This is a genomic window from Ruminiclostridium josui JCM 17888 (assembly GCF_000526495.1).
GTDB lineage: Bacteria > Bacillota > Clostridia > Acetivibrionales > DSM-1351 > Ruminiclostridium > Ruminiclostridium josui.
The window spans coordinates 18,875-31,840 of the sequence record NZ_JAGE01000002.1 but is presented as its reverse complement, the minus strand read 5'-3'; the positions used below and the strand labels follow the sequence as shown (position 1 = coordinate 31,840).

Below are 12,966 nucleotides of genomic sequence, written 5' to 3'. Positions count from 1 at the left end.
GGTGGTTTACTATATGGTATGAAACTATTATTTTTTTAGTTCCTCTGTAAGAAGTTCTCCCAATATTTTAACGCCCTTAATTATTTTGTCCTCTGAAAGTCCAGAAAAGTTAAGTCTCATTGTATTTTCGTGTCCTCCTCCCGGATAAAAAGCACTCCCTTGTACGAATGCCACTCCCCTTTTCATTGATTTAATTAAAAGCTCTCTACTTGACATTCTTTGTGGTAAAGTAACCCACAAAAACATCCCACCCTGAGGGTTAGTATAGGATATTTCATCTGGAAAATATTTCTTTATTGAATCTAGCATTGTATCTTTTCGCTTTTTATAAATTAGAATATTATCTTTAATATGAGCTTTAATATCATATTTTTCTATATAACGAGCAATAAGCATTTGAGTAAAAAAATTGGTATGCAGGTCCGTCCCCTGCTTTAGAAGAATATATTTTTTTAATATTTCTTTGGATGCACTTACCCAACCAACTCTGAAACCGGGACAAACTGTTTTAGAAAAAGTGCTCAGGTATACTACTCTTCCTTCAGTATCAAAGCTTTTCAGAGGAGGATAGTTATTTCCATCAAAGCAAAGTTCACTATATGGATTGTCCTCAATTATAATTAAGTCATACATATTGGCAACATCAATAAGAGCTCTGCGACGCTCCATACTCATTCTTCTTCCTGTAGGATTTTGGTAGTCAGGTACAGTATACAAGAATTTTATATTTTTATTTTCATCTAACTTCTTCTTTAAGTCCTCAATGATTAAACCTTCTTCATCCATTTCAATTTCCACATATCTAGGATAAAAGGGGTTAAAAGCATTAATAGCAGAAAGATAAGTAGGACTCTCGCATAGAACAATATCTCCCTCATCCAGAAAAACCTTAGCTGTAAGGTCTAACCCCTGCTGTGAGCCTGATGTTATCAGAATATCATCAACTTCGACACTAATCCCTTTTTCGCCCATAAGCTCTGCAATAATTTTATGTAGTTCATTATATCCTTCGGATACCCCATATTGCATTGTTTTAGCTCCATTTTCTGATAATACCTCATGGCAAAGTATTTTCATTTCTTCAACAGGAAAGGTTTCCTCAGCAGGAAGACCGCCCCCAAAGGATATTATATCCTGGGAATCTGTCAATTTTAGAAGCTCTCTTACTTCGGATGACTTAAGAGTACGAACTCTTCTTGCAAATGTATCATTTAGCATTGTATCCCCTCCTCTATAGCAAAAATTTTATAAAAACGGATTAACTTCCGCTTCAAATTCATATTTCTTTTTAAAACTACCTGCCGAATACTGCTTAATACAATTATTTAAAATAGAAATGCCCTCTTTAATGTCCTTTTCGCTAGGATAGGAAAAGTTAAGTCTTATATAGTTACCATCAATACTATAACCCGGATAGAATATATCCCCCAGCATCACCACAACCCCTTTATCAGCCAATGCTTTGACAAGTTCATTCATGCGTATATAATCAGGAAGCCTAAGCCATATAAAATATCCTCCATCCGGGACTGTTATTGTAATACCTTCCAAATTACCTTTGTTTAGTTCATTTAACATCAAATCTCTTTTCTTCTTATATATTTTTCTCAAATAATCTAAATGAGGCCCCATATATCCACCATTTAAAAATTCATTAATAAAAAATTGGGAATGCGTACTTGTTTGAATATCTGTAATTTGTTTAAATTGTATAAATTTAGCAATAATATTCTCGCTTGCCACAACAAAACCTACTCTTAAACTAAATGAAATGTTTTTTGAAAATGAGCTGAGGTAAATTACATAACCGTTATTGTCCATGCTTTTCAAAGAAGGTAATGGATTGTCACTGTAGTATAATTCACCATAAGGATCATCCTCAAGAATGGGTAAATTATAATAATATGCTAGCTTCAGAAGTCCTTTTCTCCTTTCAAGACTCATGGATATTCCCGTTGGATTATGAAAATTAGGCTGTGTGTAAATAAATTTAGGTCTGTACTTTATAAGACAGGATTCCAGAATATCCAGTCTTATTCCCTCATCATCCATTGGTATTCCTATAATTTTTGCATCATAACTTTCAAATGCTTGTAAGGCACCTATATACGTAGGTTCCTCCACAAGAATTACGTCACCTGAATCTATAATTGTCCGCGCAAAAAACTCAATTGACTGCTGCGAGCCTGATGTAACCATTATTTGCTTTGTCCCGGCATTAATACCTTTTTCCTTTATGTATGCCTTGATTGTCGTTTTCAAATCATTGCTTCCATCAACTGGAGTAGGCATAAAAAGCTTTTCTCTGTATTTTTCTATTAACTGAATGTTCAGTTTTTTCATATGATTAATATCATAGGCGTCTTCTGAAGAAATACCCGATGCAAAGGAGATAATTCTTTCTTTCTCAAATACTGACAATATATTATTGATTGTCTGCTCTCCTGCTCTTGCAGCTCTCTTGCTTTCAAACTGTCCCCACCTCAATGGGGGTATGTACATTTTCTCCTGAACAATATCTTTTGTCAGTGGAGCAAGAACCACAGTTCCACTGCCTATTTTTGACTCGACCAACCCGTCAGCTTTAAGCTCCATATACGCTTTAACTACTGTACTTCTGTTTACACCAAGTTTCATGCTTAGTGTCCTTTCAGCTGGTAAAATAAAATTTGCAGGCAGCTTACCAACAGCAATCTGATGCTCAATCTGTTTTTTTATCTGCAAGTATATAGGAGTCTTTGATTCTCTGTTTATTTGAATATCCATTTTATACTTCCTCCTAAAACTATTAACGTATTTTATGTAAATAACTGGAAATAATCAATTCAAGAATTGTAGTTATCATTAGTAAGTTGGTAAATTGGTATCATCCAATTTCATTATAAGTCATAATTAATGGGAGAAAAACATCCAATTTGAATATTTTTCCACCATCCAATTTAAAGTAATAAATAAAAAAGCTGTATCCTTGAAGTGGTTTTTCTTCAAGATACAGCCCAATTATTTGATTTCTATTTACCTATAGTCTTACTTATTCTGGTAATTACAGGTATTGCAATGATTCCTCCTATCAATGCAGTCACAAGTTGTGGCCAACTGAACATAGCTAAAAGTTTTTGAGCAAACTTTGGAAATTGGAATATATTCAGGAACAAGTTAATTGAACCATACAAAAATCCAAACTTTAAAATAGAGCCTAAAACTATACCTGCATATTTGTTTTTGCTATACAAAAAGTAAAATACAATTACCAGTATAAGGTTTGCTACTGATATTGCCGGAGCATACAAAAGTAATGCTGTTGCTAGTGGAGCGTGGTTATTAACAAGTGATGTAAACGGAGATAATATAGCAATTGCTACCCCACCTCCAATTCCCGCTGTCATTGCAGCTACCAGAATACTCATGTTTACTAGCGGGCCGACTATAAAATTGCTGTAAGGAAGGCTTCTCCCGGCCATCTGCACCGCTACTACAACAGCAAGAAGAACCGCAGTTCTTGTAATCATTCCAATCTTATCATTTTTCATATATGTCCCCCTTTTATAATTATATAAAGATATAAAGGAATGAATAATATATTGAATTATTGTATAAATATACCATAAAATTCTGCTAATTAACAGTATTTTAGCAATGTGATTAACTAAATTCCCATTTTCTATGGACTTTTCAATTTAAAAGTAGCATAATAAATCTAGAATTTCCGCATAATTTGATTGATATTTTCTTACAAATTATCAAATTTTAAATCATAGAGAAGGGAGTAATACGAAAATGAATATTTCTATTACCAAAACTACAAATCCCAAAAAGAAACCTGATCAGAACAATTTGGGATTTGGAACATATTTTACAGATCATATGTTCATTATGGATTATACTGAAGGAAAAGGTTGGCATGACCCAAGAATAGTTCCATATGCTCCTTTGGAAATGGATCCTGCGTCAATGGTTCTTCATTATGGTCAAGCTATATTTGAAGGTTTAAAAGCATACAAAGCCAAAAACGGCCATATACTTCTTTTCAGACCCGATAAAAATATGGCAAGAGTTAACATTTCAAACGAACGTCTGGTAATACCTAGAATCGATGAGGACTTTGGTGTACAAGCTATTAAAGAACTGGTTAATGTTGATTCAGACTGGATTCCGGATGCACCAGGTACATCTTTGTACATACGTCCGTTTATAATTGCAACAGATCCATTCTTAGGTGTAAGACCTTCTGATACGTACAAATTCATAATCATTCTTTCACCTGTTGGAGCTTATTATAAGGAAGGAATGAATCCTGTAAAAATATATGTTGAAAGCAATTATGTACGTGCCGTAAAAGGTGGACTGGGTTTTGCAAAAACAGTTGCCAACTATGCATCAAGTCTCAAAGCACAGGTTGAAGCTAAACATTCCGGATATACTCAGGTTCTTTGGCTGGATGGTATTGAGAAGAAGTATATAGAAGAAGTAGGAACAATGAATGTATTCTTCAAAATAGACGGAGAAGTTATCACTCCATCCCTTGAAGGCTCAATTCTTCCAGGTATTACTAGAATGTCAACTATTGAATTGCTGAAAAAATCCGGTATAAAAGTTACTGAAAGCAGAATATCAATTCAGGAACTATATGATGCACACGCAGCAGGAAAATTAGATGAGGCATTTGGTACCGGTACTGCGGCTGTTATTTCACCTATAGGTGAATTTAACTGGAACGGAAATGTTATAACTGTAAATGATGGAAAAATAGGACCTGTAGCTCAACAGGTATATGATACAATCACTGGAATTCAAAGTGGTGAACTTGAAGATACTTTTGGCTGGACACAGATAGTAAAATAATTAATTTTGATAAAAAAGCTGTTGTTTTCCATTCATGAAAACAGCGGCTTTTTATTTTGAAGTTATAATATAAATGGTACAGGTATATATTAGAAAAGGACATTCTAAAAAGTACGGTATCAGTCAGAAATGAATTATTTTTTATTTTCATCATTTATTGCTTTTGCACTTACTTTTTATTTTTGTAATAAAAGTAAAATATTCCAATATATCAAAAAGAGTTTTTTGCCTATTTGTGCTGTATTATTTATTGTAGCTTTGATAGTTTTTCCAAAGACTTCTGTTTCTTCTGCTTCAAAAGGTATCCATCTATGGTTGGAGGTTGTTTTTCCATCTCTTTTCCCATTTTTCGTTGCTTCCCAATTACTAAACCGCTCAGGATTTATCGGATTTGCAGGTATAATAATGGAGCCTATAATGAGGCCGCTTTTCAATATACCCGGGTGCGGTTCTTTCGCACTTGCTATGGGTATTGTAAGCGGGTATCCAATAGGCGCTTCTATTACAAGTGATTTAAAACGTCAGAACCTTATATCTAAAACTGAGGCCGAGAGGCTTCTTACCTTTACAAATAATTCGGGTCCCCTATTTATTATGGGAGCTGTAGCTGTAGGAATGTTCAATATGCCAGCAGTAGGTTATCTTCTATATATTAGTCATGTTGCTGCTTGCCTTACAGTAGGGTTTATTTTCAGATACTATAAAAATTATGAAAAAAGTCCTAAAAAACCTTATTTAAAGATGTCTCAAAAAATTAGAATTGAGTTTAAAAAGCTGAAGAACTCCGATATAAATCCATACACTCTATTTGGTGAATGTGTAAAAAACTCTATATCAACTATATTAGCTATAGGTGGATTCATTATATTTTTTTCAGTTTTTATAAATGTACTGATTTCAAGCGGAATTAGCGGATGTATATGCAGTAATGCTTCGGCTTTACTTGATAAATTGGGTCTGGGGAAGCAAATAATAGAAGGGATTTTTTGTGGTTTCTTTGAAATAACCACCGGTTCAAACCTTATTAACTTAGCAAATGCAGACTTGATTGTTAAACTATGTACCGTAAGCCTGATTATAGGTTGGGCAGGTCTTTCGGTACATGCTCAGGTTTTAAGTGTAATAAACGGCTCCGATATAAGCCCAAAGCCGTATATACTAGGCAAAGCCCTTCAAGGAATAATTTCATGTATATATACCTTTATAGGCTATAATTTATTCAGCAGCTTTATTCATAAATCATCTTCTGTATTTGCTAATTCAGAAAATGTATTTACCGACAACTGGAAAAGCATATTACAGTCATCTCTTCATTCTGTCTTGACAATATCAGTAATAATGCTGTTGATTTCTGTTATTTATATATGTACAACTACTTTGGTGTCAAGGAAAAACTTATTTTAATTCTTCCCTGTTGTTTCTGATAACCTCAGCAGCTTCTGACAGTATATCTTCGACTTTATTCAAAACACTGTCGGCATACTCTCTGGCACCTAACCGCACTTCTCTTGCATTTTTCTGTGCAGCAGCAATAATTTCATTGGACTGTTCATATGCTTTTTTGGTTATTTCATGCTCGTCAACAAGAGATGCAATTTTATTTTCAGCATCCTTCATTATATTGTTTGCTTCCCTCTGTGCTTCCAGCAAAATCCTCTGGCGTTCTTCCTTAACCCATTTCGCCTGCTTTATATCGTCTGGCAGCTTGAGCCTCATCTCTTTAATTATTTCGAGTATTTCTTCCCTATCCAGAAGACATTTTCCTGAAAAAGGTACACTTGGACTTTTCTCAACAAGTTCCTCCAATGTTTCCAGTATAGTTAATATTTCCATATCGAAACCTCCCCGGGTTATTTGAGTTTAAATTTATCAATAATGTCTTTTTCTATACATTCAGGAACCAGTCCACTTATATCTCCTCCATGTCTGGCAAGCTCTTTTACCATACTTGAACTTAGAAAAGAATAGTTTATACTTGACATCATAAAGAGTGTTTCAATGTCAGGCGCCTGATTTTTGTTCAACAATGCCATCTGCAGCTCATACTCAAAATCTGATACAGCCCGCAGACCTTTAATTATAACATTAGCGTTCTTTTCCTTTACAAAGTCAACCAGTAATCCTGAAAAACATTCAATTTCAATATTAGCACTATCCTTAACTACCTTTTTTAATAAGTTAACCCGTTCTTCGATAGAAAAGAGAGGATTTTTACTATGGTTTATTAATACTGCAACAATAAGTTTATCACAAATTTTTGCTGCTCTCTCAATTATATCTAAATGACCGTTTGTAACAGGATCAAAACTTCCGGGATATATAAATGTGTTCATTATCTTATCTTCCTTGAAATTTATTTTCTTTTGTAAAAAGTTAATTTTGCTTTTCCGTAAATCTGTTGTCTTGATACCAAAAGTGTGCCTATTTCCTGAGGCAGCTGATCTTCTATATCTGTTTCTACAGATATTAAAACCTTTTCATCCAACACTCCATATTTTTCAAGATCTTGCAATATTCCAGGTACAATTTCCTTTTTATATGGAGGATCTAAAAAAATTATATCAAACTTTTTACTTAGTTGGGAGAGTTTTTTCAGTATTAATTGTGCTTCTCCTAAAAAAACCTCCGATTTATCCATTAATTTTGTATGCTGTAGATTTCTATTTATAATATCTATGCTTTGTTTGTTTTGGTCACAAAACACCGCACTGTTTGCACCTCTGCTCAATGCTTCAATTCCTAGACTTCCGGTTCCAGCAAACAAATCAAGTACATTTGAACCATATATATACGGTGCTATTATATTAAATAAATTTTCTTTTACCCTGTCTGTAGTGGGCCTTGTATTCATACCTTCCAAAGTAAGTAACTTTAGCCCTTTTGCACTTCCTGAAATTACTCTTAACACGTTAATACACCTAACCTCTATTATGATAATGTAACCTTGTCCCCAAAATACTCAGCAAGGTATTTTTTCAAATCCTTCTGTTTCATAAGTCCTGGGTCAGCCTGAATAATCTCCATTGCACTGTCCTGAGCCAGCTTTAAAATCCCCATGTCCTTATATAGATTGGCTATTTTTAATTCTGGAAGTCCGTGCTGTCTGGTACCGAAAAACTCACCTGGACCTCTTATTTCTAAATCTTTTTCTGAGATTACAAAGCCGTCATTTGAGCGCGTCATTATATTCATTCTTTCTTTTGAAACCTTTGATTTTGACTGGTTAAACAAAATACAGAAAGATTGCTCATCTCCTCTGCCGACTCTCCCCCTCAGCTGATGCAATTGTGCCAAACCAAACCTTTCAGCATTTTCAATTATCATGATTGTAGCATTAGGTACATTTACACCAACCTCTATTATAGTAGTGGACACAAGAATACTAATTTCACCTGAAACAAATCTCTTCATTATATCTTCTTTTTCAGAAGATTTCATTTTCCCATGAATAATCCCTACATTTAAGTCAGAAAATACACTTTTACTTATATCCTCAGCAGTAACTACTGCTGATTTTGCCTCAATCTCCTCAGATTCTTCTACAAGGGGGCAAACTATATATACCTGCCTGCCTTCTTTTACTTTTTCCCTTACAAACTTATTAATCCTCTCCCTCATAGCTTCATTTACTGAGTATGTTTTAATTGGTTTTCTTCCTGGAGGAAGTTCATCAATTATTGATATATCCAAATCCCCATATAAAATCAATGCCAAAGTTCTAGGAATTGGAGTTGCAGTCATAACCAAAACATCAGGATTCTGGCCTTTCTCTGTTAGTATTGTTCTTTGGCGAACTCCGAATCTATGCTGTTCGTCAGTAATGACAAGTCCCAGACGTTTAAATTCTACATAATCCTCTATAAGTGCATGAGTGCCAATGACAACGTCTGTTTTTCCTTCCTTTAAATCTTCTACTATCAACTGCTTCTGCTTTTTTGTCAAACTGCTGGACAGTAATTCAACTGTTATACCAAATCTGTCAAACAAACTCTTCATAGATTTAAAATGCTGTTCTGCCAATATTTCAGTTGGTACCATTAAAGCACCCTGATAGCCACACTTAACTGCTTTGAACAACGCTAATACTGCAATCATTGTCTTTCCGGATCCTACATCCCCCTGTACAAGTCTATTCATTACATGAGAGCTTTCCATATCCTTTTCGACTTCTGCAAAAACCTTTTTCTGTGCATTTGTAAGTTCAAATGGAAGGGATTCAATAAATCTTTCCATTTCGTCTACGTGAGTATATTTTATACCCGCTCTTGTATCAGTTGCAAGGCTCTTGTAGGATAAAAGCCCCAACTGCAGCATAAACAATTCTTCAAAAGCCAGTCTGAACCTTGCCCGTTCTATATCCTGCTGAGAAGCCGGAAAGTGTATTTGCTTTATTGAATAGGTTTTGTCGGCGAGATTGTACTTTTCTCTGACAGGTAAAGGTATCATGTCTTCTAGCTCAATGTCATCTATTACTTTTAATGCCTCATATATTACTGACCTGATAATATTCTGTCTTAAATCCTTTGTAGATGAATAAACAGGTAGTATTTTCAGGCTTTTCTTCATGTCCCTGGAGCCAGTTTTTTCAAAAACCGGATTTACTATTTGAAGTTTATTAAATTTTCTTTCTGCTTTTCCAAAAAATATATAGTTTTCTCCAAGTATCAATGATTTTTTTACATATGGCTGATTAAACCAAATTGCTGTAATCTTTCCGGTACTGTCCTCTATTGATACTCTTGATATAGTCATACCTCTTCTGGGTCTTGTTGAGCTTACATTTGATACTATGGTTCCCTCAAAGGAACACGGAACGCTATTCTGAAGATCAGCTATATTCTTTATACTACTCCTGTCTTCATAATCTCTCGGGTAATAGGTTAAGAGATCAAAAAAATTGTGAATATCCAACTTTTTAAATAGTGATTCCCTTGATTCACCAACACCCTTTATATATCTGATTGACTTTTGCTTCAAATCGTTAATTGTTATTTTCTTCATTACAACCTCTTTGGTAAATGCACTAACAATATCCCCATTAAGTCTCAAGCTATGTAAATTAAATTGTACCATATTATTCGACATATAAAAAGAGCTCATGGTCCTGTCTTACTGAGCTATAAATGCTATGACTTTTAAACTAAAAAGACTTGCAGTATATGGCTTTTGTGTGTTAAAATAGTTATTGCTTGATGCCGAAATATTGAGAAAATAAAATTCTCCAACAATTAAAGGAGGTGTAATATATGGCAAAGTGTGAAGTATGCAGTAAAGCAACTACTTTTGGTAACAACAGAAGCCATGCATTAAATGCTACTAGCCGTACATGGAAACCTAATGTAAGAAAAATAAAGATAATTGATAATGGCACACCAAAGTCAATTAACATATGCACAAGGTGTCTTCGTTCAAACAAAGTTACCAGAGCTATATAATTTGATTACGTTAAATTTCTAAAAATAAAAAAGCGTTATAAGACGCTTTTTTATTTTTTTATATTTTTAATAATTTCTCATCAGTAGGTATCAGCCTATCTTAAATACCTTCTTTAATATGTTTCCAAAGAACTTAGGCATTTTTAAGACTACTATCTTCATAGTTACACTCCCCCTGAATAGCTCTTACTATCTATCATATTCCACAAAAAGTACTTTCGTGATAAAATTACAAATTCTTAACTTAAAAAAGTTGTCTAAATCTCTATTATAGTGAATAGATATATATGGATAAGCTATTTTTTTCAAAGGAAGTGGTTCGAATGTTATCTCTTTTTCATACCAGTCAAAGGAAAAAACTTATATTGATGATAGCATTTATTTTATTCTCTATTGGTATTATTTACTGTGTCTGTATTTCATTTTATGGAAACTCTTATTATACAATAGCTGTTAACAGCCAAATCTCATTTTCTTATCCACTGGATTTCTCAATTAAAAATGTATATGCCAGTGACCCTGCTTCTGCTCCTTATATTCAGGCCAACAACAGTAAATATAAGAGTTTTATTGATTATAAGTCTCCAGAAGACAAATTCCATTTTAGCTATCCTTCGAATTTCAAGCTGTATCAACAGGCTTTTCCGGGAAGTGAAATATTATATCATGTAGATTTTCAAAACAAAAACGATAATTTCTTTACAGGATTTGTTCAGGTTTGGAATCTTCCTTATGAGCTCAGTAAGTTTCTTGAAGAATCAAAAGAAAACTCCCTTTCCGATTTTATCAATTTCAATTCTAAAGAAATTGAAGTCAATAAAATGAAAGGGTACTTTTGGGAGTACACCGTAAAAAGTTCAAATGAAAATTATAAAACACTTGAAGTATTTCTCTCAAAAGATTCCAGAATGTATAGAATTAGTTTTTATTTACCTGAAAAAAATTACACAGATGAAGACTATGATATGTTTTGGAAAATGGTAAACTCCATAAAAGTAAATTAGCCATTTTTTTGAGCAACCATAATACAGTTACGGCCATTTTCCTTTGCCTTATATAGTGCATTATCTGCATCTCTTATTAATCCTACCTGATTGGGAGATGTTTCAGGATAGCACGCTATTCCAAAACTTGCGGTAACAGAAGCTGATATAAGATTATCTTTAATTACATTACTTGCAATCTTTGTCCGTAAAAACTCAACTTTTTCATAGGCCTTCTGTATTGATGTCCGTGGTAAGATAAGTACAAACTCTTCGCCTCCGAACCTTGCAATGGTATCGGTTCCCCGCAGGTTATTTTTTACTGTTTGTGCTACTTCTTTTAGTACTACATCACCAAAAAGATGTCCGTATGTATCATTAAATATCTTGAAAAAGTCAATGTCCAGAATTACTAGAGATAAACTGTACCCCTTTTCCTCTGCCATCTTAAATTCAGTTTCAAATTTTTCATGGAAGTAGACACGGTTGTAAACCCCTGTCAGTCCGTCAACTGTGGCCATTTCTTGTAGGTTTGCATAAAGCTCGGCATTTTCAATAGCCATACTTACCTGTTTTCCCATGGTAGTAAGCAGCCTTAAGTTTTCGGTATTAAATGTGTTGTTATTTCGGTGTTCAATGAGAGTAAGACCGAACTTTCTGGATTTCAAGCTCAAAGGCACACACATAAATGAGCCTATTTGTCTTGTCTGAATAAAGTCGTATTTATTAGGGTCAACCATATTTTCTATCAAAGGTTTTTCATTTTGCAGTATATCAAGGAGAAGCTTACAATTAACATTATCGGCTAAAATCGCAAGTTCCTCTTTGTTGGTAATGTTTGTAAATTGCACCTTAAGCCTGTTTTTCTTTTGATCAAATAATAATATGGTAGAATAATTTACACCCATTACACCTATTATTACATCATTAACAAAATTAAGTAACTCATTTATGTCTAGAATAGAGCCTATGGCCTCACTCACTTGTTGAAGGGTATAAAACTCTGCAATACTAGATGTGAGCCTTTTATTTGTATCTTCAAGCTTAAAATTTGTCTCCTTTAGCTTTTCATACTGGTTTTTTATTTCATCTTTGGCTGAAGCAAGCTGCTCATACTTTTCACCCAGTTCATCAATCAGTCGATGATTTTCATATTCATTTATTAAATTTTCGCAGTAAATTTCAGCACTTATACTAAAGATACAAAGTAGTAGTATGTATATGCACACTATCTTGAAAAGACAGTATAGTAAATTTGTAGCATCAAAGGACTCTTGTACACCATATAATATAAATACATAAGCTACCTTGATTATTGCACTGAAGCTCAATAATATATAGGTTAACTTTTTACCTTTATGAATGCTTATAAAGAATAAAGGCAAGACAAGAGAAAGGTACTCTATGCCATCCGAAAACGGCAATAAGAATACAGATGCCAAAAAAACTTCAATTGACCTAAAAATGTCAAATACTTTATCTGAATATAAGTTTATATTTTTTACAAATATAAATTTAGCAATATTCAAAGCCAGAATTGACACTATTAATACTGTGAGATAAATTTCCTTACTAAAATAAACATTAGCATCAGTATAAAGTTCCTGCTTGAAAATCAATGCAGAAAACAGTAATACAATAAATACCCAATAAAGGTTAACCATAACCTTTTCATATTTTTGTATTTTGTCCATATATTCCCTTTC

Annotated in this window: 12 protein-coding genes; 4 read left to right on the top strand and 8 right to left on the bottom strand. The window is 33.7% G+C overall.

Annotated features, from left to right (window positions below):
- Positions 1 to 27: 27 nt before the first annotated feature.
- The 3 genes from K412_RS0116450 to K412_RS0116440 form a co-directional block, all read right to left on the bottom strand.
- Positions 28 to 1,218 carry an aminotransferase-like domain-containing protein gene (locus tag K412_RS0116450; protein ID WP_024834103.1) on the bottom strand — a complete coding sequence of 397 codons (1,191 nt, stop codon included), beginning with the start codon at positions 1,216 to 1,218 and terminating at the stop codon, positions 28 to 30.
- Between the two features lie 27 nt (positions 1,219 to 1,245).
- The gene (gene pdxR / locus K412_RS0116445; protein WP_024834102.1) at positions 1,246 to 2,766 is read right to left on the bottom strand and encodes a MocR-like pyridoxine biosynthesis transcription factor PdxR; all 1,521 of its coding nucleotides are present in this window, start codon (positions 2,764 to 2,766) and stop codon (positions 1,246 to 1,248) included.
- Positions 2,767 to 3,011: 245 nt separating this feature from the next.
- Positions 3,012 to 3,530 carry an ECF transporter S component gene (locus K412_RS0116440; protein ID WP_024834101.1) on the bottom strand — a complete coding sequence of 173 codons (519 nt, stop codon included), beginning with the start codon at positions 3,528 to 3,530 and terminating at the stop codon, positions 3,012 to 3,014.
- 247 nt (positions 3,531 to 3,777) lie between these two features.
- Between K412_RS0116440 and K412_RS0116435 the strand changes: the two genes are divergently transcribed.
- Both K412_RS0116435 and ylbJ read left to right on the top strand, forming a co-directional pair.
- Complete coding sequence (locus K412_RS0116435; protein ID WP_024834100.1) at positions 3,778 to 4,842, top strand: branched-chain amino acid aminotransferase; 1,065 nt, start codon at positions 3,778 to 3,780, stop codon at positions 4,840 to 4,842.
- A gap of 129 nt (positions 4,843 to 4,971) precedes the next feature.
- On the top strand, positions 4,972 to 6,246 hold the full coding sequence (ylbJ, locus tag K412_RS0116430; protein ID WP_024834099.1) for a sporulation integral membrane protein YlbJ: 1,275 nt from the start codon (positions 4,972 to 4,974) through the stop codon (positions 6,244 to 6,246).
- Here the strand turns inward: ylbJ and K412_RS0116425 are convergent.
- The 4 genes from K412_RS0116425 to recG are packed head-to-tail and all read right to left on the bottom strand — an operon-like array spanning position 6,238 to position 9,843.
- On the bottom strand, positions 6,238 to 6,675 hold the full coding sequence (locus tag K412_RS0116425) for an ATPase (RefSeq protein WP_024834098.1): 438 nt from the start codon (positions 6,673 to 6,675) through the stop codon (positions 6,238 to 6,240). The genes ylbJ and K412_RS0116425 overlap by 9 nt on opposite strands.
- 17 nt (positions 6,676 to 6,692) lie before the next feature.
- Positions 6,693 to 7,175 (bottom strand): pantetheine-phosphate adenylyltransferase, encoded by a 483-nt coding sequence (gene coaD, locus K412_RS0116420; protein ID WP_024834097.1) that lies wholly within the window; start codon positions 7,173 to 7,175, stop codon positions 6,693 to 6,695.
- Between the two features lie 20 nt (positions 7,176 to 7,195).
- Complete coding sequence (gene rsmD / locus K412_RS0116415) at positions 7,196 to 7,750, bottom strand: 16S rRNA (guanine(966)-N(2))-methyltransferase RsmD (RefSeq protein ID WP_024834096.1); 555 nt, start codon at positions 7,748 to 7,750, stop codon at positions 7,196 to 7,198.
- A 20-nt stretch (positions 7,751 to 7,770) separates the two neighbouring features.
- The gene (gene recG, locus K412_RS0116410) at positions 7,771 to 9,843 is read right to left on the bottom strand and encodes an ATP-dependent DNA helicase RecG (protein WP_024834095.1); all 2,073 of its coding nucleotides are present in this window, start codon (positions 9,841 to 9,843) and stop codon (positions 7,771 to 7,773) included.
- A gap of 245 nt (positions 9,844 to 10,088) precedes the next feature.
- Here recG and rpmB point away from each other — a divergent pair, with 245 nt between their 5' ends.
- Positions 10,089 to 10,277, top strand: a complete 189-nt coding sequence (gene rpmB, locus K412_RS0116405; RefSeq protein ID WP_004617754.1) for a 50S ribosomal protein L28 — start codon at positions 10,089 to 10,091, stop codon at positions 10,275 to 10,277.
- 368 nt (positions 10,278 to 10,645) lie between these two features.
- The gene (locus K412_RS0116400) at positions 10,646 to 11,281 is read left to right on the top strand and encodes a hypothetical protein (protein ID WP_242835721.1); all 636 of its coding nucleotides are present in this window, start codon (positions 10,646 to 10,648) and stop codon (positions 11,279 to 11,281) included.
- Here the strand turns inward: K412_RS0116400 and K412_RS0116395 are convergent.
- Positions 11,278 to 12,954: a sensor domain-containing diguanylate cyclase gene (locus K412_RS0116395; protein ID WP_024834093.1), complete on the bottom strand. Its 1,677-nt coding sequence runs from the start codon at positions 12,952 to 12,954 to the stop codon at positions 11,278 to 11,280. The genes K412_RS0116400 and K412_RS0116395 overlap by 4 nt on opposite strands.
- Between the last annotated feature and the right edge of the window lie 12 nt (positions 12,955 to 12,966).

Bases quoted from the DNA above. Each gene is read 5' to 3' on its own strand.
- K412_RS0116450 (WP_024834103.1), bottom strand. From the start codon at position 1,218: ATGCTAAATGATACATTTGCAAGAAGAGTTCGTACTCTTAAGTCATCC.
- pdxR (WP_024834102.1), bottom strand. From the start codon at position 2,766: ATGGATATTCAAATAAACAGAGAATCAAAGACTCCTATATACTTGCAG.
- K412_RS0116440 (WP_024834101.1), bottom strand. From the start codon at position 3,530: ATGAAAAATGATAAGATTGGAATGATTACAAGAACTGCGGTTCTTCTT.
- K412_RS0116435 (WP_024834100.1), top strand. From the start codon at position 3,778: ATGAATATTTCTATTACCAAAACTACAAATCCCAAAAAGAAACCTGAT.
- ylbJ (WP_024834099.1), top strand. From the start codon at position 4,972: ATGAATTATTTTTTATTTTCATCATTTATTGCTTTTGCACTTACTTTT.
- K412_RS0116425 (WP_024834098.1), bottom strand. From the start codon at position 6,675: ATGGAAATATTAACTATACTGGAAACATTGGAGGAACTTGTTGAGAAA.
- coaD (WP_024834097.1), bottom strand. From the start codon at position 7,175: ATGAACACATTTATATATCCCGGAAGTTTTGATCCTGTTACAAACGGT.
- recG (WP_024834095.1), bottom strand. From the start codon at position 9,843: ATGAAGAAAATAACAATTAACGATTTGAAGCAAAAGTCAATCAGATAT.
- rpmB (WP_004617754.1), top strand. From the start codon at position 10,089: ATGGCAAAGTGTGAAGTATGCAGTAAAGCAACTACTTTTGGTAACAAC.
- K412_RS0116400 (WP_242835721.1), top strand. From the start codon at position 10,646: ATGATAGCATTTATTTTATTCTCTATTGGTATTATTTACTGTGTCTGT.
- K412_RS0116395 (WP_024834093.1), bottom strand. From the start codon at position 12,954: ATGGACAAAATACAAAAATATGAAAAGGTTATGGTTAACCTTTATTGG.